Below are 22,786 nucleotides of genomic sequence, written 5' to 3' on the forward strand. Positions count from 1 at the left end.
GAAGTCTTCTCCCCTTTATGAAAGCATTGGACAAATCCCAAACGGAAAAAAATAACAACCTATGTAGAGATAGGTTGCTACGTGTGCTTGTTATTCGCTGTCTTCTCTTTCAAACGAAAGCAGGCCCGCGTCAATTTCTTCTAAAGCTTTGCCTACATATTTGTGAGAAATGGTATGTTCAATCTGCTGGTCTTTTTTGATCTGCATTTCACGCGCGCGTCTTGCAGACACGGTCACCAGCGTATATTTAGAATCTAATTTATTCATTAAAGAGTCAATTGACGGATCTAACATAAGTTATTCTACCTCCAGCATTTTCTTATATCTCGGAGCGACGCGTTCACGTTTTAAGTGCTCGGCGAGAACGATTGCGTTAATCTTATCACAAGCCGTTTGGATATCGTCGTTTTCAACGACATAATCATACGCGTCCATCATTTCGATTTCAGCTTTTGCGGCATTCATTCTGTTTTCGATTAAATCGTCGGTTTCAGTCCCTCTTGTTACGATTCTGTTTTTCAGCTCAGAAAGACTCGGCGGCGCTAAGAAGATAAACAGGCCTTCCGGAAATGCATTCCGCACTTGGAGCGCGCCCTGCACTTCAATCTCTAAGAAGACGTCTTTTCCTTCTTGAAGCGTCTGTTCGACATAATCAACGGGCGTTCCGTAATAGTTGCCGACATATTCCGCCCACTCAAGCAGTTTGTTGTTTTCAATCATGCGTTCGAATTCATCTCTAGATTTAAAGAAATAATCGACGCCGTCGACCTCGCCCTCTCTCGGGTTTCTCGTCGTGACTGAAATTGAGTATTCAAATTTCGTGTCCTGTTGTGAAAATATTGCTTGCCGAACCGTTCCTTTTCCAACTCCGGAGGGACCTGAGAGAACGATTAATAACCCTCTTTCTTTCATGCGGCAATTACCCCTGCCCTTCATCCATAATTTCTTCTTTCACAGAAAGTCTGTGTGCAACTGTCTCAGGCTGGACGGCAGATAAGATAATGTGATCACTATCCATGACGACAACTGCACGGGTTCTTCGTCCGTATGTAGCGTCTATTAGCATTCCGCGGTCTCTTGCATCCTGGATCATTCGCTTTATTGGCGCAGACTCCGGGCTGACAATCGAAATCATCCGATTGGCGGAGATGATATTGCCAAATCCGATATTAATCAGTTTAATCGTCATCTTCTACGTTCCCCCTGTAAAATAGACGTCTCTAGTGTAACCTGAAGAGACCGTCTGTAAACAATACGCACAGTCGCTATTCTATATTTTGCACTTGTTCCTTCAATTTTTCAATAGAACTTTTCATTTCAACGACAAGCTTTGTGATTTGATGATCATTGGCTTTTGAGCCGATCGTGTTCGCTTCCCGGTTAAGCTCCTGAACAAGGAAATCAAGTTTGCGGCCGACTGCCCCGCCTTCTTTTAATATATCACGGAATTGAACAAAATGGCTCTTCAATCTGGTAATTTCTTCCGTGATATCAGAACGGTCGGCGAAAATGGCGCATTCCGTGATCAGCCTGCTTTCGTCGAGCGCGTCCTCCGTCCATTCCTTCATTCGGGCGTAAAGACGCTCGCGATATTGAATAACAACGGCCGAAGCGCGCTCTTTCACCTGTTCGGACAGCGTCTCAAGCCGCTCAATGTGCAGAAAGCAGTCTTCCGCCAAAAGCCGTCCTTCTTTTTCCCTCATGTCACAAAGTTCCTTTACAGCCAGCTCAGCGGCTTCCCTGATGACTTCTTCAAGCTTGTCATCACGCATCTGTTCCTCGTGTATCTGCGCAATATGTTCAAATTTAAAGAAATCCATTGCATCGGGTTCTGCGGCCAGGCTGTAGCGCTCTTTCATGACGCGTGCGGCGCTCACATATTCATCAAGGAGCTCCCAATCGATGTTCAGGCTTCTTTTTATGAGCGCGTCACTGTTTACAGTGAGAAACAGCTCTACTCTTCCGCGCTGTATATGCTGCAATATCGTTTGTTTCAGCTTATCCTCTACATATAGCAAAGGCCGTGGCAGGCGGGCGTTCACTTCTTTGAACCGGTAATTGACGGATTTCAATTCAACGGTTGCCGAGAGATCGCCTTTTGTGCTGCTTGCGCTGCCGAAGCCTGTCATACTCCGTATCATATGAAACACCCAATTCTTTCCCGTTATCAAAATAAAAGGGCAATAGACATGCTATTACCCCTAAGATTATATCATATGGAATTATTTTTTTCTTGTCAAAAGTGAACCCGCCAGCAAAAAAGTAGGTATGCCCGACATACCGATAATCAGCATCCAATCGCCCGGCGTAATCGGCACTGTTTTGAAAATCGGCTGCAGCGGCGGATAATAGATGACGATGACCATCAGGAAGATAGAAGAAATGATGGCGCCGAGCAGATAGATATTTTCAAACGGATTCCGGGAGAAAACAGACGTTTCGCTCCGGCAGTCAAACACGTGTATAAGCTGAGCCAGAACAAGAGTCGCGAATGCAACGGTCTGTGCGTAGGGCAGATTTTCAGGATTGCGGTGATAGACGATGATAAACGCTAAAATGGTTGCGGCTCCGATTAAAAACCCTCTTGATACGACTTTCCAGCCCAGTTTTCTCGCAAACACTCCTTCTTTCGGATGCCGCGGCTTCCGCCTCATCAGATCTCCTTCCGGCTGATCCATACCGAGGGCCATCGCCGGCAGCCCGTCAGTGACTAAGTTCACCCACAATATCTGAATCGGAACGAGCGGCAGCGGCAGAGCGAGAAGCATCGCAAACAGCATCACTAAAATTTCACCGACGTTGGAGGCGAGCAAATACCGGACGAATTTTCTTATATTTTCATAGATATTCCGTCCCTCTTTTATGGCTGATTTAATCGTAGCAAAGTTATCATCTACCAGAATGAGAGAAGAGGCTTCCTTTGCCACATCCGTTCCCGTCACACCCATGGCAACACCGATATCTGCCTGCTTTATGGCCGGCGCGTCATTAACCCCGTCTCCCGTCATGGCGACGACGTGTCCGTTTTCCTGGAACGCTTTGACGATTTTCAATTTATGTTCAGGCGACACGCGTGCGAAGACGTAGACATCATCGACCGTTTCGATAAGTTCTTTCTCCGTAAGCTCATTCAGCGTCTTCCCGTCCATCACACGCCCCTTTTTCGGAAGAAGACGCAAATCTTTCGCAATGGCCTTTGCCGTTTCGACGTGATCCCCTGTGATCATAACCGTTTTAATGCCGGCTTCACGGCATTCTTTAATCGCCTGTCTGACCTCCGGACGGGGCGGATCAATTATGCCTGACAAGCCGAGCATCGTCAGATTTTTTTCCGCCTGCTCCATTGTCGGCTTTTCTCCGGGCTTAAGCGGTTTATAAGCAATCGCGATCGTACGCAAAGCTTGCGACGCCAGCTCTTTCAGAACCGCTTCCGTTTCTGCTTTCTTTTCTCCTGAAAATGGCGCGCTTCTTGCGTCGTACATCAGATGTGACGAGCGGTCAATCAGCACATCGGGCGCTCCTTTAGTGATGACGAACTGCTTTTTTTCCTTATCCTCTACAATGACGGTCATCATTTTGCGGACGGAGTCAAACGGAAACTCGGCAACCACACGGTAATGCCCGCTGAGCCAATCGTTTGAATAGCCGCCCTTTCTTGCAGCCGTCAGCAGCGCTCCTTCTGTCGGATCACCGTCGAGTACATAATGGCCGTCTTTCAGTGCGATTTCGGATGTGTTGCACAACGCGCCGAAAACCAGCATCTGTTCAAGAATCTTCTCATCTTTCGGCTTGATTTCCCGCTCATCTCGGGTGAAAACGCCCTCAGGCTCATAGCCGATGCCTGACACTTTAAATGTTTTTCCCCCTGACCACATATGGGTGACGGTCATTTTGTTTTGTGTCAGCGTGCCGGTTTTATCAGAACAAATGACAGAGGCGCAGCCCAATGTTTCAACCGCCGGGAGCTTTCTGACAATTGATTTTTGTTTGATCATGCGCTGGACGCCGATTGATAAGGCCACCGTAACAATGGCGGGAAGCCCTTCCGGAATCGCGGCGACGGCCAATGACACTCCGGCCAAAAACATGCTGTAAAGCTCATGTCCCTGTAAGACGCCGACTGCAACGACCAATACCGTTAAAAGGAGCGCGACGATAATTAAAATTTTGCCGAGCTCTTCAAGTCTTCGCTGCAGCGGTGTTGAAAGGCTGCCGGCGGATTCCAGCATATCGGCGATTTTCCCCATTGCCGTATTCATTCCTGTACCGACGACGACGCCGACACCGCTGCCGCGCGTTACGATCGTACCCATAAACGCCATATTGCTGATGTCGCCTAACGAAACCTCCGGCTTTCTCAGTTTATCAGCTTGTTTCACCACCGGAATTGATTCCCCGGTCAGCGCCGATTCCTCAATTTCAAGGCTTTTCGCTTCAACGATCCGCACATCCGCGCCAATCCGGTCGCCGCTTGAAAATTTCATAATATCGCCGGGAACGAGCTCCTTGGACTGAATTTTCTTCCAGCTCCCGTCCCGCAACGCTGACACATACGGCGTTGACAGCTCTTTTAATGCATGTAAAGACTTTTCCGCACGCCGCTCTTGAAAAAAACCGAGAACCCCATTGACAAATACAATCGCCATAATCGCTACGGCATCTACATATTCGCCTAAAAACCCGGATATTAAGGTTGCCGCCAGCAGCACGAGCACCATAAAATCTTTAAATTGGGCGAAAAACACCGCGATCGCCGGTGTCCTCTTGCCCTCCTGAAGCTCGTTCGGTCCGTGCTTTTCAAGGCGTTTTTTCACCTCTTTTTCGGTCAACCCCTGTTTAATGGACGTATTTGTTGCTTTCAGCAAATCGGTTTGTCCCATTTCATGAAACTTCATTCTTCTCGTCCACTCCCCTGCCTCGCTTTAGAGATGTCACTCTGTAAACAAGCTTATTCTGACTCGTCCCTTTTCATGCTATAATTATCGAATGCAGGAAGAAGGAAAGGGTGTTTTATATGTCTTTTGATGGCATGTTTACATACGGAATGACACATGAATTAAACAGCCGGATCGCCGGAGGCCGGATCACGAGAGTCCATCAGCCTTTTAAGCACGATGTGATATTCCATATCCGCGCTAACGGAAAAAACCATAAATTATTATTATCGGCGCATCCGAGCTATTCACGGGTGCACATGACAAACCAGGCCTATGAAAATCCGAGCGAGCCGCCGATGTTTTGTATGCTGCTCAGAAAGCATATAGAAGGCGGATTTATTGAGAAAATAGAACAGGCCGGATTAGACCGGATTATGATATTCCGCATAAAAAGCAGAAATGAAATCGGCGACGAAACCGTCAGAACGCTGTATGTTGAAATTATGGGACGGCACAGCAATATTATTCTGACTGACGGAGAAGGAGCCATCATCGACGGACTGAAGCATTTATCTCCGTCGATGAACAGCTACCGGACCGTTCTGCCGGGCTATGATTACAAGCTTCCCCCCGCTCAGGAAAAAATTTCGCCGCTGGCCGCGGATGAAGAAGACATTTTGCGTTATCTCAGTTTCCAGGAAGGACGGCTTGACCAGCAAATCGTCAGACATTTCTCCGGTGTTTCTCCGCTGTTTGCAAAAGAAGCCGTGCACAGAGCGGGTCTCGCTAACAAAATAACGCTGCCGAAGACGCTGATTGAAATGTTCCATGCTGTGAAAGATTGCAGGTTTACACCGAACATTACAACAGCCGGCGGAAAGGAATACTTTTATCTCCTGTCTCTCACACATGTAAACGGAGAGGAGCGCACCTTTCACTCACTGAGTGAGCTGTTGGACCGGTTTTATTTCGGCAAGGCGGAACGCGACCGCGTCAAACAGCAGGCTCAGGATCTCGAGCGGTTTGTCGCAAATGAACGGAAAAAGAACGCCAATAAGATAAAAAAGCTGGAAAAGACGCTCGACTACTCAGAGAATGCGAAGGAATTCCAGCTATACGGCGAACTGCTGACGGCAAATTTGTATATGCTGAAAAAAGGTGACAAAGAAGCGGAAGTCATCAATTATTATGATGAAGAAAGTAAGACAGTGACCATCCCTTTAAATCCGAACAAAACACCGTCAGAAAACGCGCAGATGTATTTTACAAAGTATCAAAAGGCGAAGAATTCCGTCGAGGTGGTAAAAGAACAGATCCGTCTGGCCGAGGAGGAAATCGCTTATTTCGATCAGCTGATCCAGCAGCTCTCCTCCGCCTCCACAAAGGATATTCACGAAATAAGGGAAGAGCTTGTCGAAGGCAAATATCTGCGACCGAAACAGCAGCGAGGACAGAAAAAACAGAAGCAGCACGTTCCTGTTTTGGAGCAATATGAATCTTCACGGGGATTGACGATTCTTGTCGGCAAAAACAATAAACAAAATGAGTACTTAACGACAAAAGCTGCCGCAAGGGATGATTTATGGTTCCACACGAAAGACATTCCGGGTTCCCACGTTGTGATTAAAAGCAGCGATCCGGATGAACAATCCATACTGGAGGCGGCTGCGATCGCCGCTTATTTTTCCAAAGCGAAAGATTCCGGCTCCGTTCCGGTTGATTATACAAAAATCAGACACGTGAAAAAGCCAAACGGCGCAAAGCCCGGATTTGTCACCTATGACAGCCAGCACACCGTATTTGTCACACCTGATGCCGACCTTGTCATACGGCTGAAAAAATAAACGCACCTCCAAGCTGAAATCCACACTCAGCTTGGAGGTGTTTTTTATTACGTATAAACGGAGACGAAACTCTACCAGCCGTCAGAACCGATCTTTACAATATCTGATCAGTTTCCCGTCATGTCTGCCTGATCCGCCGGGGCCGTCTCTGATTAAAGCGGTCACACCTTGATTTGGCGGCGGATACTGTCAACTTCCCTCGCCGCACCTGAGCACATCCGGGCGGGTCTCTGATCTTTCCTTGAATGCGGGCGGAATCCAGGCGGCATTGGGATCAGATACATATTCCGCATCACTTCGCAATCCTGACCGCTTGTCGGCATATACCGTTCAAACTGCCCGCTTTCGTTTTGAATTGTTCACATTCGACGGACTGTCAGGACAGTATAAAAAACACCCTGCCTGATGACAGACAAGGTGTTTTTATGGTCTTCTTCTTTTCTCAAATAATCGATCCACTTCTTCAGCCAAATCAGCAGTAATGAGAGGCTCTATGTCCTCAGCCAGTCTTTTCGTATGTACCGGGCTTGCGCCGCTTGTTGATACGGATACTTGAATGCGCCCTTTGCGGATGATCTTCGGCATATACACGCTGCCCTGTTCAGCATCGCTTACACAATTGACCAGCTGCGTTTCAGAAGCGCTCGCGGCTATCTCCTGATTCACGCTGCGGTCATTTGTCGCGGCAATGATGAAAAAAGCGGGCGCGAGATCCTTCATTTCAATTTTACGGGAAACCCAGCGGATACGTCCTTCATCCGCCAGCTGTTTAATTTCAGGCAGGGCATCGGGACTGATTACAGTAATATCCGCGCCTTCCGGAAGCACCGTTTTGAGCCTTCTTAAGGCAACATTGCCTCCGCCCGCGATGATAATTCTTTTTCCGCTTAAATTAATGTGCAGAGGCAGCATACTGTCCCCCCTTAAAATCAAACTGACCGCCGGGGTTTCGAACAGCTTCTGACACACGGTTCAAAAACGCCTGCTTAATATGAGGGTGAAAACCTAAGTATGAAGCGAGATGAACATTTTGATTGATCGTTTGAAGCTTTTGAACTTCCCGTTCAATCTCAGTCATTAAAAGCCCGGTAAACAGAAGATATGGAACGATAAAAACGGGTGCTCCGTCATCCTCTTCAAGGCCGGCAAACACTTCTTTATAGTGCGGGTCACATGCTGTTAAAAAACAAGGGATGACTTCTTTAACAGGTGTAATCGCCTCAAGTTTTCCGGCAATCTCACTGACTGCGTTTTTAACTGCCGGATCTGTGCTTCCTCTTCCGATCAGCACCACTTTCGCCTGCTCAATGGGCACTCCGGTATCTTCAATGCGATGATGCACCGCTTTTAAGACTTCATCGTCCACTCCGATCGGAACACCATATGTCACTTTTATATCGGGATGCAGGGCCGCCGCACGGGCGATTTCAGCCGGAATGTCATGTTTTGCGTGGACAGCGGTCAACAGCAGCAAAGGCACGGCCGCAATATGAGTGGCGCCTTGTCTGACACATGCTTCAAATCCCGCTTCAATAGACGGTTCCTGCAGTTCTAAAAAACAGATTTCTTGAATGGGAGCGTCAGCGTGCGGCATGCACCCTTTTAAAAACGCCGCCGACTCTGTCTGCGCTTTTTTCAGCCTGCTTCCGTGCCCGATGTATAAAATCGCCTGCTTCATTTACAACGCCTCGCTCAAATCCAGATTTTTCTGATCAGATGCATACCAGTCCAGTTTGCAGTGATAATTGACGACATCACCGATAACAATTAAGCTCGGGTTTTTGATTTCTTCTTTTATCACGGTGTCTGAAAGCGTGCCGACGGTGCAGACGACTGTTTTTTGCCTGGCCGTCGTTCCCCAATGAATAAAGGCTGCCGGAGTGCCGGCGTCTCTGCCGTTTTCCAGCAGCATTCTTTCAATCTGCCGGATATTTTTAATTCCCATATAAATCACCAGCGTATCAATGCCCGTCGCCAGCGCTTTCCATTTTTCTTCAAAGTCGTCTTCTTGTTTATAATGCCCCGTAACGAATGCGACATTGGAGCTCGCCTCTCTGTGCGTCACGGGAATGCCGGCATAAGCAGCAGCCGCGATTCCTGATGTAATGCCGGGAACGATCTCAAACGGAATGGCGTTTTGCGCGAGAGCCTCCGCTTCTTCGCCTCCGCGGCCGAAAACAAACGGGTCGCCTCCCTTGAGCCTTACAACGGTTTTCCCCTTTTTCGCATACTTCACAAGGAAACGGTTGATCGTATCCTGTTTCATAATGTGAAAATCCGGGAGCTTGCCGCAGTAAATCAGATCCGCCTCTTCTCCGGCATACTGTAAAATCTCTTTGCTTACCAATCTGTCATATAATATAACGTCCGCTTTCTGTATGGCTTTCATTGCCTTCACCGTTAATAAGTCCGGATCTCCCGGACCGGCTCCAACGATAAATACTTTCCCCATAGCATGTCTCCCCGATCCGTTTTGAAATCTTCCCAGAACAGCCGCGAGGCCGCACTTCAGCTATTTTACCATATCCCGCCATTGCGGGGGATATCCGGCTGATTGCGCGGCCTTTTTGGACCTATTATGCTAAGCTGTTTTTCACAAAGTCAACCAGTCTTCCGGTGCATTCTTCGCGTTCACATTTGCCTGAATCAAGTACGAGCTCAGGCGCTTTCGGCTCTTCATACGGTGAGTCGATCCCCGTAAAGAACGGAATTTCACCATTTCTTGCTTTTTTATATAAACCTTTCGGATCGCGCTTTTCACATATATCGAGGTCGCATTTAACATAGATTTCATTAAATTCGCCCTCTGCCACAAGCTCTCTCACCTGATCTCTGTCCTCACGGAACGGAGAAATAAAAGCCGTGATGACGATGGTTCCCTGCTGAACGAAAAGCTTCGCCACTTCCCCGATGCGGCGTATATTTTCCTTGCGGTCATCATCAGAAAAACCTAAGTCCTTGTTTAAGCCGTGGCGGATGTTATCACCATCAAGCACGATGACTTGATAGCCTTGTTCAAACAGCTCGCGCGCTGCGGCGTTTGCAATCGTGGATTTCCCTGAACCGCTTAAGCCCGTCAGCCAGAGGATAGAGCTTTTATGCTTGTTTTTCTGCTGGTATTCTTCTTTCGTTATTGAGGCTTCATGCCACACGATATCACGATTTGTCACTCTATTTTCCTCCTTAAGAAACGCCTGCTTCTTCTTTCGTTTTCAGCCCTTTAATCAACACCTCGACAACTTCAGGACGGCTGAATTCCGCCGGCGGCATGACGCCGCTTCGCAGCATTTCTCTGACCTTTGTTCCTGACAGAATGACGTGGTCTTCTCTTTCATGCGGGCATGTTTTGGCAGTTCCCATGTTGCCGCATTTCTGGCAGAAGAAGCTGTGCTCGAATTTCATCGGTGTAATCCCGAGTTCATCCGCTGTAAATTGATCAAACAGCTCTTGCGCTTCATATGTGCCGTAGTAATCACCGACGCCGGCATGATCGCGGCCGACGATGAAATGCGTGCAGCCGTAGTTTTTGCGGACAAGCGCGTGGAAAATGGCTTCTCTCGGCCCCGCATACCGCATAGCCGCCAAAAATACGCCGAGGAAAACGCGGTCTTTCGGATAATAATGATCGAGCAGCACCTGGTAGCTTTCCATTCTGACATCCGCCGGAATGTCATCTGATTTTGTTTCACCGACGAGCGGGTTCAAAAACAGGCCGTCTACCGTCTCAAGCGCGGTTTTTTGGATATATTCGTGGGCGCGGTGGACCGGATTTCTCGTTTGGAAACCGACAATGGTTTTCCAGCCCTTTTCTTCGAAGCTTCGTCTTGTATCGGCAGGTTCAAATGTAAACTCGGGAAACTGCTTTGACGCTTTTTTAATTAATGTGATCGGCCCGCCGACATACGTATCGCCGCGTGAAAATAATTTTTTCACGCCCGGATGCGCGGCATCATCGGTTTTATACACGTGAACGGCTTCTTTTTGTTTATCCGGCGTATAAATATCTTCGATGTCGACTACGCCGTATGTTTCTCCGCCGTAAGTCAGTTTCACCGTGTCGCCGACGGCAAGCTCAGCCGCTTTTTCTGAATCGACCGGAAGCGTGATCGGCAGGGACCAGACAACCCCGGATGCCAGACGCATATTTTCAACGACTGACACGTAATCTTTTTCTGTGAAAAATCCTTCAATCGGGCTGTACCCCCCGATCCCGATCAGCTCTAAATCAGCGAACGAAATCAAATCAAGCTCAATTTCTTTTTGGACGGATGTAAGATCATACTGCTCATTCACCCGGTTAATTAATGTTCCTCCGTGCGGTGCTAAACTCATAATACATGATTCCTCCCAGTTAACAGATAAATAAACTCAGATTAATAGTTAAATGCCTCCGCCTTGTTCATGGACAGAGCGTTTCTCTTTTCGGATGGCTTTCATCAGACTGGCGGCTCCGCCAGCTGCCAAAAGCACGCTGGCCATCATAAAGATGGAATAGTAATCTCCTTTTAACAGCAGGGAGACAAGCAGATACGAAATCGACAGTGACAAAAACGGCGAAACGACCCATACTTTGAGCATCGTTTTCACGACTTCTTTATGAAAAACGTTCGGCCCGTTTTTGGCCATTCCGATACCGATAATTGATGATGATGTGACTTGCGCCAATGGGACCGGCAGACCGAAGACGGAACTGATAATGACAAGCCCCGCGCCGGTTCCTGAAAGCAGTATACCTTCTCCGGCTGAAAAGCTCGTAATCTTTTTCCCGTTGGTTTCAAGCACTTTACGTCCTAAAAGCAGAGCGCCGAGAGCGACAAAGATGCCTCCGTACAGCGTTCCTTTGGACACGCTGAGCACGCCCGCAGCAACCAAAGGGCCCACCGCATTTGCGACATTGTTCATTCCGGCTGAAAAAGCTTCCCAAAACCCCGCAATCAGCAGCACAATCCCTAAAATCTTCTGTTTCCGATTCGAAATGACTCGAATATTCAGAGAACTGAATACCTTCGAGACGAGAAACGTGAAACAGAACGCAACGAACGGTACGAGCACCCAAAAACTCACGATGACCAAAAGATGCTGTAAAAACAATACTTTGTACGCGACGCCGACACCGACAATCGCCCCGACAGTGACCTCACTCGTCGACAGCGGAATGCCGAGCACATTCGCCGTGAATAACGATAGCGCCGCCGATCCGATAATAATGCAGACAATGGTGAGCGTAATAGTTTGTTCGGGAATGATTCCGCCGCTGATCGTCTTAACGACTTCACCGCCGCCGATAACCGCCCCTGACAGGACTCCGGCCGCGCAGATGATCAGCGCATACGTTTTCTTTTTGACGGCGCCGGACCCGTAAGCGACTCCCATTGATGCCGCGGCCCCGCTGGCTCCGATATTCATGGCAAAAAACAGGCAGAATAAAATAGCGGCTAATTCCATCGTGGAGCTCCTTTATTCATGCAGTCCGCATTCTGTTTTCGCCATGCCGTTCCATCTGCCGCTCCGCAAATCTTCCGCGGTAAACGCAGGTGAAGTGCACGGTTCACAGCCGATGCTCGGATACCCCTGATCGTGGAGGATATTGTAATCCAGCTCATGCTTGGAAGTATATCTCCAGATGTCTTTCCATGTCCAATGGATCAGCGGGCATACTTTAATCGATTGAAACTTGTCGTCTTTATTCAGGAAATTCGTGTTCGCCCGGCTCGGCCCTTGATCCCGGCGAAGACCGGACAGCCATGCCGGATGCCCTGCGAGCGCTTCTCTTAACGGCAGAATTTTTCTGATGTAGCAGCACTGGTTCGGTTCTCTTTCCCACAGTTTATCTCCGTGAGCCTCGGCCTGTTCTTCAAGAGTAAGGCTTGGCTTTTTCAGGATAATGTTCAGTCCCGGGTAACGCTCTTTCACTTTTTCGATCGTTTCATATGTTTCTTTAAAGTGAAGACCCGTATCGAGAAACACGATTTCCGCGTCTTTCTTTACTTTAGAAATTAAATCGATCAGGACGATGCCTTCAATCCCGAAGCTGCACGCGTAAACAAGCTGGTCTCCGTAGTGGCCGTATGCCCATTTTAAAACGGACAGCGCCCCTTTATAGGAATCGTCTTCCGGAAATGTAATCGCCGGCTCTTCCCATGTGTCATACGTTAGCATTTTTCCTTTCCTCCTCCCGGAGACAATCAAACAGCTGTTGTTTTCTGCCGGTTGTCTTATCCCTCAATCTTTTTTCATATAAAAAACTTTCAATCCAGCGGAATGAAAGACAGTGACCCGGTATAGCCCTTATCTTCAAAATGCTGTGCATTTTTCTGGATGCGGCACCTTGCATGACACGCAGGTTGCCGGGCGTCATCGGTCCAGTCCCTCAGCCGCTCTTGATAAGCTTTTTAGATTTGTACTAAATTTTAGCACAATTCTAACAGAAGTCAACCCGAGTTTTTTGATAGGAATAATAAAACAGGCCCTGAGGCCTGTTTTTATTGTCATTATTTTTTAAACCAATCTTTTGACTCGGGATTCAATTTCCATGATTTCAGTTTTTCAATGTCAGCTGAATGAATCGTTCCGTTTTCAAGCGCGACTTCAATCAGCGTGTCATAATCCGTTAACGAGTAATAAGGAAGACCCGCTTTTTTAAAGGCTTCTTTTGCTTTCGGCAGTCCGTATGTAAAAATGGAAATGACGCCGAGGACTTCCGCGCCCTCTCTTTGAAGGGCCGCCGCAGCTTCAAGCACGCTGCCCCCGGTAGAAATCAAGTCTTCAATCACGACTGTTTTTTGTCCTTTCTTAATGGCGCCTTCTATTTGATTTCCTTTGCCGTGCGCTTTCGGTTTGCTTCTGACGTAGCACATCGGCGCGCCTGTACGGTCTGCGAGAAGCGCAGCATGCGGAATGCCCGCCGTTGCAGTGCCCGCGATCATCTCTGCCTCGGGAAAATGCTCTTTCAGCAGTTTGCCGAGCCCGTCCGCCACATCATTTCTCACTTTTGGATACGACAATGTCAGACGGTTGTCACAATAGATCGGTGATAAAATGCCGCTCGCCCACGTAAACGGCTCATTCGGGCGTAAAAAGACAGCTTCAATGTGTAATAGATGTTTTGCGATAGCCTGTTTCATCGGCGAACGCCCTCCCATTCCAGTTTAATTGCTTCATATGCTTTAACGGGGTTTTCCGCTTTTGTAATTGAGCGGCCCACGACGATGGCTGACGAACCGTTTTCTTTCGCAAATGACGGAGTCGCCGTCCGGACTTGATCGTCAGCTGCGTCACTGGCCGTGCGGATGCCCGGCGTGACTGTCAGAAATGAAGGCCGGACCGCTTCATAAATGGCTTTTGTTTCATGTACCGAACATACCACTCCGTCCAGCCCGCACTCTTCCGCCATTTTGCCGTAATGCACAACCGTTTCTAACAGCGGCTTATGCAGCAGAAGCTCTTCCTTCGCCACCTGCTCTGAAGTGCTGGTCAGCTGAGTCACCGCGATTAAAGACGGGCGTTTTCTGCCTGCCGGCGTGCCTTCTTCAAGCCCCTCAAGGGCCGCGCGCATCATGCGTGCGCCCCCTGCTGCATGCACATTGACGAGATCAACGCCGAGGCCGGCCAGCCGCTTCATCGCTTTATTGACCGTAGTCGGGATATCATGAAGCTTTAAATCTAAAAATATATCACAGTTCCGTTCTTTTAATTGGTGAATGATGGCGGGGCCTTCCTGATAAAAAAGCTCCATCCCCGTTTTGACAAAAAGCCTTTCCTTTTCAAACAAGTCTAAAAACGTTAAAGTCTCTTCCCCTGATGCAAAATCAAGCGCGATGATGGGCAGGTTGTTTTTCATGTTTCCAGCTCCTTCCGATGCATTCACTTACAGATTGAAAGCCGTGTTGGCGCAGCACACGGGGGAGCTGTTCTATGATTTCCGGGCAGACGAACGGATTGACGAAGTTTGCCGTGCCGACGGCAACCGCACTCGCTCCCGCAAGAAGAAATTCTAATGCATCCTCTGCGGTCTGAACGCCTCCCATCCCGATAATCGGAATTTGAACGGCCTGGCTGACTTCGTATACCATCCTGATGGCGACCGGTTTGATCGCCGGGCCTGACAGTCCGCCCGTTTTATTTGCTAAGATCGGCCGTCCCGTCTTGAGATCGAGCCTCATCCCGATGAGTGTATTAATCATCGTCAGACCGTCAGCACCGGCCGCTTCAATCGCTTTGGCAATTTCGGTTATGTTTGCGACATTAGGCGAAAGCTTCACATACACAGGCACTGCGGAAACTTCTTTCACCGCTTTTGTCAGTTCGGCCGCCATGACGGGATCAGTACCAAAAGCAATCCCCCCCGTTTTGACATTCGGACATGAAATGTTAAGCTCAAGCGCATGCACATTCGGCGCTTGGCTGATGTGCTCGGCCACTTCTTTATAGTCGTCCACCTGAGAACCGGCGACATTTGCGATAATCGGCGTGTCAAATTGTTCGAGCCAAGGCAGCTCATGATTGAGCACATGCTCAAGGCCGGGATTTTGCAGTCCGATGGCATTCAGCATTCCCGCGCTTGTCTCCGCCACTCTCGGTGTCGGATTTCCGAAGCGGGCTTCGTTCGTCGTGGCTTTAATCATAATGCCTCCGAGGCATGATAAATCGTAAAACCCGGCATATTCTTTCCCGAAACCGAAACATCCGGAAGCGGGGATGATCGGATTTTTCAATTGGAGACCCGGCAGATTCACTTCTAACATTACAGCGCCACCTCCTCAGCTTTAAATACCGGCCCGTCAAGGCAGACCTTTACATAGGATGTATCGCTTTCACCCGTGCGGCACACGCAGGCGAAGCAGGCCCCGATGCCGCAGCCCATCCGCTCTTCCATCGAAAGATAAACCTCTTTATGGCTGTACTGCTGCTTCAGAGCTTTCAGCATCGGTGTCGGTCCGCAGCTTAGCAGGACATCGAATTCGAGCTGCTTTTCACGGATGACATCGGTGACAAACCCTTTCTCTCCATATGTTCCGTCAGCCGTCGCCACATAGGTGTCTCCGTACGCACGACATTCCTGTTCGTAAAAAACATCCTTTGCTGATTGAAATCCAAGCACATGAATGACGTTTATGCCTTTTTCCGTCAGGCGCTTTGACAGTTCCTGCAAGGGCGGAACCCCGACTCCGCCTCCGACTAACAGCGCGGTTTTGCCGGGTTCAATCCGCCGGACGGGGAACCCGTTCCCGAGAGGGCCGAGAACGTCTATCCTGCCGCCCTCTTTTTTCTCGGCCAAAAGACGCGTTCCCTCACCGTCAGCTCTGTAGATAACGGATACTTCATTCGCAGCGAAATTGACGTCCGCAATGCTGAGCGGTCTTCTTAATAGCGGCGTGACCGCGTCACTCACCTTCAGATGAAGAAATTGACCCGGCTCGGTAAGGTGCCGGACAAGCTCTCCTTTCAGCACCATCTTATAAATCCGGTCGGCAATCTCTAAGTTGGATTGAACAGTCAAATGCGCTTTTTTCATATCGTGACTGCCGCCTTTTGATTGGTTTCGGATGCAGGCATATGATCCGCCCGGAATGTCATGCTTTCCAGTACCCGCAAAATGGCTTCGGCCGTATCTAAAGATGTCAGGCAGGCGACTCCGTTCTCAACGGATTCGCGGCGGATTCTGAAGCCGTCTCTGGCCGGCTGTTTGCCCTTTGTCAGCGTATTGATGACAAATTGCGCTTCGCCGTTTCTGATAACATCGAGCAGATTTTTCCCTTCTTCGCCGATTTTTCCGACGACTTGAGCCGGAATCTGAGCGTCTTTCAAATAAGCCGCCGTTCCTTCCGTTGCCAAGATTTTATAGCCGATGGCGTGGAACCGCTTGGCGATCAGCAATCCTTCTTCTTTATCTTTATCGGCAACAGTCAACAGCACTGAGCCGTAGTTCGGGATTTGAATGCCAGAAGCAATCAGCGCTTTATAGAGCGCTTTTTCCAGGGTTGAATCTTTGCCCATGACCTCTCCCGTCGACTTCATTTCAGGGCCTAACGTAATATCCACTCTTCTCAGCTTCGCGAATGAGAAGACAGGCGCTTTCACGAATACCCCCTGCTGTTCAGGCTGCAGCCCCTCTTGATAGCCGAAATCAGCAAGCTTTTGACCGAGGATGACCTTTGTCGCCAGGTTCGCCATCGGGATTTTTGTGATTTTGCTTAAGAACGGCACGGTTCTGCTTGACCGCGGATTTACCTCAAGCACATACACCTCACCTTTCGACAGGACGAACTGGATGTTCAGCAACCCGATGATGTTAAGGCCTTTTGCCAAGGCTACAGTGTATTGTTCGATTTTTTTCTTTATGTCTTCGCTTAAAGACTGAGGCGGATAGACGGCGATTGAATCCCCTGAATGGACGCCGGCCCGCTCAATATGCTCCATAATTCCCGGAATAACGACTGTTTCGCCGTCAGATACGGCATCGACTTCGATTTCTTTCCCCGTCAGATAACGGTCGATTAACACCGGGTGCTGCGGGTTGATTTTGACCGCATTTTTCATATAGTGAAGCAGCTCTTCTTCGTGATAGACGATTTCCATCGCCCGGCCGCCGAGCACATACGAAGGGCGGACAAGTACCGGATAGCCGATGGATGCGGCGATTTTGACAGCTTCGTTCACCGACACGGCGGTTTTTCCGAGAGGCTGCGGCACATTCAGCGCCTCAAGCGCCTGCTCGAACTTATCCCGGTCTTCCGCACGGTCTAAATCTTCTAGTGATGTGCCGAGAATTTTGACGCCGCGGGCGCTCAATTCTTCCGCAAGATTGATCGCCGTCTGGCCGCCGAATTGGACAACAACGCCTTCCGGCTGTTCCAAATCGATGATGTGCATGACATCTTCAACCGTTAGCGGTTCAAAATACAGTTTGTCTGATATGCTGAAATCAGTGGACACCGTCTCAGGATTGTTGTTGATAATAATCGCTTCATAGCCTGCCTGCTTGATCGCCCAGACAGAATGAACGGTCGCATAGTCAAATTCCACGCCCTGTCCGATGCGGATCGGACCGGAACCGAGGACGACGACGCTTTTTCTTGATGTAACCTCAGACTCGTTCTCTTCCTCATATGTGCTGTAAAAGTACGGGGTTTCTGATTCGAATTCCGCCGCGCATGTATCCACCATTTTATATACAGGCTTGATGTCGGCTTCTTTACGCATTTGATACAGCTCTTGTTCCGGCATATTCCATTCCCGGCTGATATATTTGTCGGAGAAACCGAGTTCCTTCGCTGTTTGAAGGACGGCGAGGCTGCCTTTTTCCGCTTTCAGCTCTGTTTCAAAAGCGACCAGCTTCCAGAGCTTGTGCAAAAAGAATACGTCAATTGCGGAAAACTCATGAAGCTGCTCCACTGTATAGCCTCTTCTGAACGCTTCAGCAAGATAAAACAGGCGTTCATCCCCGGCTTTTCTGATCCGTTTTTCCAAAAGTCCGTCCGAAATCTCTTCCGCATCCTTCAGTTCCAGGTGATAGACATCGGCTTCCAGTGAGCGGACCGCCTTTAACAGCGATTCTTCAAGGGTGCGTCCGATGGCCATGACCTCTCCGGTGGCTTTCATCTGCGTCCCGAGCCTGCGGTTTGCCGACTCAAATTTGTCGAACGGCCAGCGCGGGATTTTAGAAACAACATAGTCCAGCGCGGGCTCAAAAGCCGCATATGTTTTTCCCGTTACGGGATTCATCATTTCATCAAGAGAAAGCCCGACTGCGATTTTCGCCGCAAGCTTTGCGATCGGGTAACCCGTCGCTTTTGAGGCGAGGGCAGATGAGCGGCTCACCCGCGGATTCACTTCGATAATGTAATATTGGAAGCTGTCGGGATCGAGCGCGAGCTGAACATTACAGCCGCCTTCAATGCCGAGCGCGCGGATCAGCTTTAATGAAACATTGCGCAAAAGCTGGTATTCCCGGTCGCTCAAAGTCTGGCTCGGGGCAACGACGATGCTGTCACCCGTATGGATGCCGACCGGATCGATATTTTCCATGTTGCAGACGACGATCGCGTGATCTCTGCTGTCTCTCATGACTTCATATTCGATCTCTTTGTAACCGGCAATGCTTTTTTCCAGAAGGCACTGATGGACGGGGCTGAGTTTTAATCCGTTTTCGACGATCTCTTTCAGTTCCGCTTCATTCGAGCAGATGCCGCCGCCCGTTCCGCCTAATGTGTAAGCAGGGCGCACGATAACCGGAAACCCGATCCGGCCGACAAATTCCTCGGCTTCCTGTAAAGTGCGGATGATCTCACTTTCCGGCACCGGTTCATTCAGCTCATTCATCAGCGTACGGAATAAGTCGCGATCTTCCGCCTGCTGGATGGCGGACAGCTTTGTGCCGAGCACTTCCACTCCGCATTCCTCAAGAACCCCAAGTTCAGACAGCTCGACGGCAAGATTCAGTCCGGTCTGTCCTCCCAGAGTCGGCAGGATGGCGTCCGGCCGTTCTTTTCTGATAATACGCGTGAGAAACTCCGGCGTCAGCGGTTCTATGTATACCCGATCAGCCATTTCCGTATCCGTCATAATCGTTGCCGGATTCGAGTTGACGAGAATGACTTCATAGCCTTCTTCCTTTAAAGCGAGACACGCCTGTGTGCCCGCATAATCAAATTCCGCCGCCTGTCCGATAATAATCGGGCCAGATCCGATCACTAAAATCTTTTTAATATCTACGCGTTTTGGCATACCGCTTCCCCTTCTTTCTCAGTTGTTTCGATCAAGTCAATGAATCTGTCAAATAAATGATTGGCGTCTTCCGGCCCCGGTGAAGCTTCAGGGTGGTACTGAACCGTAAATGCCGGCAATGTTTTATGCTTGAGTCCTTCGATCGTTTGATCATTGATCGCAATGTGCGTCACTTCAAGCTCTGTCTCATCTATTGAAGAAACTGTATACCCGTGGTTTTGGGCGGTTAAAGCGACTTTCCCTGTCGCAAGCTCTTTAACCGGATGATTGGAACCCCTGTGTCCGAATTTCATTTTTTCCGTTTCCGCTCCGGATGCCAGCGCAAATAATTGGTGGCCGAGGCAGATTCCGAATAACGGCACCTTCCCGAGTATGCCTTTTATCATTTCAATGGCTTCCGGCACATCTTTCGGATCTCCGGGTCCGTTAGAAAGCATGATGCCGTCCGGCTTGAGCTGAAGCACTTCTTCCGCCGTTACATTGTACGGCACAACGATGACATCGCATTTTCTTTTGTTTAACTCTCTTAAAATGCCGTGCTTCATACCGAAATCGACGAGTACGATGCGTTTGCCGCGGCCCGGACTCGGATATGCCGTTTTCGCAGATACTTGAGCGACTTGATTTCTCGGCAGTTCCGTTTCTTTCAGCCTTGCAAGAACCTCTCCGACATTCTCCTCACTTGAAGCAAACGTTCCTTTTAATGCGCCGGCCGTGCGGATCATTCTTGTGAGCTTTCTCGTGTCAATCCCTTGTAAGCCGGGGATATTTTTCATTTTCAAATACTCGTCAAGCGTGTAAGCCGAACGCCAGTTGGAAGGCAGCTCGCACAGTTCTTTTACGATCAGCCCTTTTACAAAAGGAGTGATGGATTCAAAGTCATCTCTGTTAATTCCGTAGTTGCCGATCAGTGGATACGTCAGCGTCACGATCTGCCCGCAGTAAGAAGGGTCTGATAAAATTTCCTGATAACCGGTCATTCCCGTGTTGAATACGACTTCACCTGCTGTATGTTCCAGGCTCCCGAATGCTTCACCCTCAAATACCGCTCCATTTTCCAGCACTAGTCTTCTTTTCATTTGACGAGTCTCCCTTCTTCGTATGCAAGCTTACCGGCAGCCATCGTTGCAACAGGCCAGCCGAAGCACTTCATCTTGTTGAATGGCGTATTTTTTCCTTTAGATAAAAATGTATCTTTGTCAATGGCCGCTTCTTTTTCCAGATCAATCAGGGTGATGTCAGCCGGCGCGCCCGGTGCAAGCGTTCCGTACGGAAGACCGAATGCCTCGCAAGGTTTTGCCGTCATGAAATCAACCAGCTGCTTCAGCGTCCACGCCCCGTTTTTCACAAAATGTGTGTACAGAAGCGGAAAGGCTGTTTCTAAACCGACGATACCGAAAGGCGCAAGCTTCATGTCCGTGTTTTTCTCTTCTTCTGTATGCGGCGCATGGTCAGTGGCGATGAAATCAATCGTGCCGTCTAAAAGCCCTTCAATCAGCGCCTCTCTGTCCTCTTTGCTGCGAAGGGGCGGATTCATTTTAAAATTGGTATCAAGTCCCGGGATATCTTCGTCACAAAGCAGCAGGTGGTGCGGCGACACTTCCGCCGTCACGCGGATTCCCGCTTTTTTTGCGTCTCTTACGGCTCTGACGGATTCTTTCGTGCTGATATGACACACATGGTAATGGCAGCCCGCCGCTTCCGCCAGCAGCACGTCACGGGCGATATGTACCGCTTCACAAATGGAAGGTATGCCGTTCAGGCCGTTCGCTTTTGAAAAAGAACCTTCATGCACGCTCCCTCCGTAAATAAGCGAGTTATCCTCACAATGAGCGACAATCGCTTTATTTATTGAAGCCGCCCGTTTCATGGCTTCATACATCATTCCGGCAGTCTGAACGCCGACGCCGTCATCGGTGAAGGCGAATGCGCCGGCTTCATGAAGCGCTTCAAAATCTGTCATTTCTTCGCCGGTTTGTCTGATCGTAATCGATGCGTAAGGAAGAACTCTGACAGATGAGGTTTCTTTGATCCGGTTTTGCAGCCATTCCATCTGCTCTTTCGTATCCGGCACCGGTCTTGTATTCGGCATAGCTGCGACTGTGGTAAAGCCGCCCCGCGCCGCGGCTTTAGAGCCCGTCTCAATGGTTTCTTTTTTCTCGCCGCCCGGTTCTCTGAAGTGGACATGAAGGTCTACGAGTCCCGGTGAAACGAACAGTCCCCCAGCGTCGATCACCGTTTCTCCGTCTTTCGCTGTCAGAAGCCCGGTTTCCGAAATGAATTCACCCGTTACCCGGATATCCTGTGCCACTTTTTCTCCTTGTTCATTTAACATCCAGCCGTTTTTAATGAGATAAGACATAAGCCGCTTCTCCCCTTTTCACATTGGTTTGCAGTGCTCTTTTTAAGACTGCCATTCTGATATACACACCATTTTCCATTTGTTTAAAGATTCTTGATTTTCCGCATTCCACTAATGTTGTGTCAATTTCGACTCCTCTGTTCACCGGTGCGGGATGCATGATGATGGCATGCCGCTTCATGCTCTCCGCCCGCTTTGCGGTCAGCCCGTATGCTTCCAGGTAGCCTTTTTGGTCGGCTTCTGTCTGATGCCTTTCATTTTGGATGCGGAGCAGCATGACGACATCTGAAGCTTGTATGGCTTCATCCGTCTGAACACAGGTGCCGAAGGCGTTTTTCTCATCCTGCCATTGCGGCGGACCAGAAAACAGCACACGTGCGCCGAGCCTTGTCAGCACTTCGGCATTCGACCTTGCCACCCTGCTGTGTTTGATATCGCCATGAATGGAAACCGTCAGGCCCTGAAAGGTCTCAAATTCCTCTTGAATCGTCATTAAATCAAGCAACGACTGGGTCGGGTGCTGGCCGCAGCCGTCGCCGGCGTTTAAGATCGGAATATTGACTCTGCCGGTCAGATCTTTGTAATATTCATCCGTGCTGTGCCTGATGATGCAGGCGTCCGCTCCGATTGATTCCAGTGTTTTGACCGTGTCGTATAAGGACTCGCCTTTTTGAACGCTTGTGCTCGTGCCGTCTAAGCTGAGCACGTTCATCCCGAGTTTCTTTTCCGCCACTTCAAAGCTGAACCGCGTCCTCGTGCTCGGTTCAAAAAACAGATTCGCAACGAATTTTCCCGCGAGATCGGGACGGACTGTACCCTCTTTTATCGCTTTTGCCTCACGCAGCAGTTCTGTAATTTCAGCAGTGCTCAGTTCAGACATCGCCGTTAAATGATTCATGTTTTTCTCCTCCGTTTCCGCTTGAAGGCCGTAAAAAAACACCCCGGTCTATAGACTCGGGGTGCGGTTAAAGAGAGAA

Annotated in this window: 21 protein-coding genes and 1 riboswitch; of the genes, 1 reads left to right on the forward strand and 20 read right to left on the reverse strand. The window is 49.2% G+C overall.

All coding sequences use genetic code 11. The features are described from left to right. Window positions 1–90: 90 nt before the first annotated feature. The 5 genes from rpoZ to OQ477_RS07400 all read right to left on the reverse strand — a co-directional run bounded on the left by rpoZ (window position 91) and on the right by OQ477_RS07400 (window position 4,895). Window positions 91–294 (reverse strand): DNA-directed RNA polymerase subunit omega, encoded by a 204-nt coding sequence (rpoZ, locus tag OQ477_RS07380; RefSeq protein ID WP_003154346.1) that lies wholly within the window; start codon window positions 292–294, stop codon window positions 91–93. Between the two features lie 3 nt (window positions 295–297). Continuing rightward, the gene (gene gmk / locus OQ477_RS07385; RefSeq protein WP_003154347.1) at window positions 298–912 is read right to left on the reverse strand and encodes a guanylate kinase; all 615 of its coding nucleotides are present in this window, start codon (window positions 910–912) and stop codon (window positions 298–300) included. A gap of 7 nt (window positions 913–919) precedes the next feature. After that, window positions 920–1,189 (reverse strand): extracellular matrix/biofilm regulator RemA, encoded by a 270-nt coding sequence (gene remA / locus OQ477_RS07390; RefSeq protein ID WP_003154355.1) that lies wholly within the window; start codon window positions 1,187–1,189, stop codon window positions 920–922. A 76-nt stretch (window positions 1,190–1,265) separates the two neighbouring features. After that, window positions 1,266–2,141 (reverse strand): YicC/YloC family endoribonuclease, encoded by an 876-nt coding sequence (locus tag OQ477_RS07395; protein WP_014417740.1) that lies wholly within the window; start codon window positions 2,139–2,141, stop codon window positions 1,266–1,268. Window positions 2,142–2,222: 81 nt separating this feature from the next. Beyond that, the gene (locus OQ477_RS07400; RefSeq protein WP_265971976.1) at window positions 2,223–4,895 is read right to left on the reverse strand and encodes a calcium-translocating P-type ATPase, SERCA-type; all 2,673 of its coding nucleotides are present in this window, start codon (window positions 4,893–4,895) and stop codon (window positions 2,223–2,225) included. A gap of 119 nt (window positions 4,896–5,014) precedes the next feature. Here OQ477_RS07400 and OQ477_RS07405 point away from each other — a divergent pair, with 119 nt between their 5' ends. Beyond that, the gene (locus OQ477_RS07405; protein ID WP_265971977.1) at window positions 5,015–6,721 is read left to right on the forward strand and encodes an Rqc2 family fibronectin-binding protein; all 1,707 of its coding nucleotides are present in this window, start codon (window positions 5,015–5,017) and stop codon (window positions 6,719–6,721) included. Between the two features lie 423 nt (window positions 6,722–7,144). Here OQ477_RS07405 and OQ477_RS07410 read toward each other — a convergent pair whose 3' ends face one another. From OQ477_RS07410 to OQ477_RS07480, 15 genes are all read right to left on the reverse strand, one after another. Continuing rightward, complete coding sequence (locus OQ477_RS07410; protein WP_265971978.1) at window positions 7,145–7,633, reverse strand: precorrin-2 dehydrogenase/sirohydrochlorin ferrochelatase family protein; 489 nt, start codon at window positions 7,631–7,633, stop codon at window positions 7,145–7,147. Beyond that, on the reverse strand, window positions 7,614–8,399 hold the full coding sequence (locus tag OQ477_RS07415) for a sirohydrochlorin chelatase (protein ID WP_265971979.1): 786 nt from the start codon (window positions 8,397–8,399) through the stop codon (window positions 7,614–7,616). Before OQ477_RS07415 ends, OQ477_RS07410 begins: the two co-directional genes overlap by 20 nt. Then, window positions 8,400–9,173, reverse strand: coding sequence for a uroporphyrinogen-III C-methyltransferase (gene cobA, locus OQ477_RS07420; protein ID WP_105937740.1), 774 nt, complete (start codon window positions 9,171–9,173; stop codon window positions 8,400–8,402). A gap of 124 nt (window positions 9,174–9,297) precedes the next feature. After that, complete coding sequence (gene cysC / locus OQ477_RS07425; protein ID WP_007611313.1) at window positions 9,298–9,891, reverse strand: adenylyl-sulfate kinase; 594 nt, start codon at window positions 9,889–9,891, stop codon at window positions 9,298–9,300. Window positions 9,892–9,904: 13 nt separating this feature from the next. Continuing rightward, window positions 9,905–11,053: a sulfate adenylyltransferase gene (gene sat, locus OQ477_RS07430; protein WP_082997990.1), complete on the reverse strand. Its 1,149-nt coding sequence runs from the start codon at window positions 11,051–11,053 to the stop codon at window positions 9,905–9,907. 48 nt (window positions 11,054–11,101) lie between these two features. Beyond that, window positions 11,102–12,166 (reverse strand): inorganic phosphate transporter, encoded by a 1,065-nt coding sequence (locus OQ477_RS07435; RefSeq protein WP_265971980.1) that lies wholly within the window; start codon window positions 12,164–12,166, stop codon window positions 11,102–11,104. Between the two features lie 12 nt (window positions 12,167–12,178). After that, window positions 12,179–12,880 (reverse strand): phosphoadenylyl-sulfate reductase, encoded by a 702-nt coding sequence (locus tag OQ477_RS07440; protein ID WP_003154369.1) that lies wholly within the window; start codon window positions 12,878–12,880, stop codon window positions 12,179–12,181. Window positions 12,881–13,006: 126 nt separating this feature from the next. Beyond that, a riboswitch (SAM riboswitch) is annotated at window positions 13,007–13,111 on the reverse strand. 101 nt (window positions 13,112–13,212) lie between these two features. Next, window positions 13,213–13,845 (reverse strand): orotate phosphoribosyltransferase, encoded by a 633-nt coding sequence (gene pyrE, locus OQ477_RS07445; protein ID WP_007611309.1) that lies wholly within the window; start codon window positions 13,843–13,845, stop codon window positions 13,213–13,215. After that, window positions 13,842–14,561, reverse strand: a complete 720-nt coding sequence (pyrF, locus tag OQ477_RS07450; protein WP_024085288.1) for an orotidine-5'-phosphate decarboxylase — start codon at window positions 14,559–14,561, stop codon at window positions 13,842–13,844. Before pyrF ends, pyrE begins: the two co-directional genes overlap by 4 nt. Further along, entirely contained in the window at window positions 14,530–15,465 is a 936-nt protein-coding gene (locus tag OQ477_RS07455; protein WP_003154377.1) for a dihydroorotate dehydrogenase, read from the reverse strand. The genes pyrF and OQ477_RS07455 overlap by 32 nt, the downstream gene beginning before the upstream one ends. After that, complete coding sequence (locus OQ477_RS07460; RefSeq protein WP_265971981.1) at window positions 15,465–16,235, reverse strand: dihydroorotate dehydrogenase electron transfer subunit; 771 nt, start codon at window positions 16,233–16,235, stop codon at window positions 15,465–15,467. Before OQ477_RS07460 ends, OQ477_RS07455 begins: the two co-directional genes overlap by 1 nt. After that, a complete protein-coding gene (carB, locus tag OQ477_RS07465) occupies window positions 16,232–19,447 on the reverse strand; it encodes a carbamoyl-phosphate synthase (glutamine-hydrolyzing) large subunit (RefSeq protein ID WP_017417747.1) in 3,216 nt (1,071 codons plus the stop codon). Before carB ends, OQ477_RS07460 begins: the two co-directional genes overlap by 4 nt. After that, the gene (locus tag OQ477_RS07470; protein ID WP_007409730.1) at window positions 19,432–20,526 is read right to left on the reverse strand and encodes a carbamoyl phosphate synthase small subunit; all 1,095 of its coding nucleotides are present in this window, start codon (window positions 20,524–20,526) and stop codon (window positions 19,432–19,434) included. Before OQ477_RS07470 ends, carB begins: the two co-directional genes overlap by 16 nt. After that, entirely contained in the window at window positions 20,523–21,809 is a 1,287-nt protein-coding gene (locus OQ477_RS07475; RefSeq protein ID WP_265971982.1) for a dihydroorotase, read from the reverse strand. Before OQ477_RS07475 ends, OQ477_RS07470 begins: the two co-directional genes overlap by 4 nt. Continuing rightward, window positions 21,793–22,707 carry an aspartate carbamoyltransferase catalytic subunit gene (locus OQ477_RS07480; protein ID WP_265971983.1) on the reverse strand — a complete coding sequence of 305 codons (915 nt, stop codon included), beginning with the start codon at window positions 22,705–22,707 and terminating at the stop codon, window positions 21,793–21,795. The genes OQ477_RS07475 and OQ477_RS07480 overlap by 17 nt, the downstream gene beginning before the upstream one ends. Between the last annotated feature and the right edge of the window lie 79 nt (window positions 22,708–22,786).

Origin of the sequence: Bacillus sp. ChL18 (assembly GCF_026241425.1) — a bacterium.
Taxonomy (GTDB): Bacteria; Bacillota; Bacilli; order Bacillales; family Bacillaceae; genus Bacillus; species Bacillus velezensis.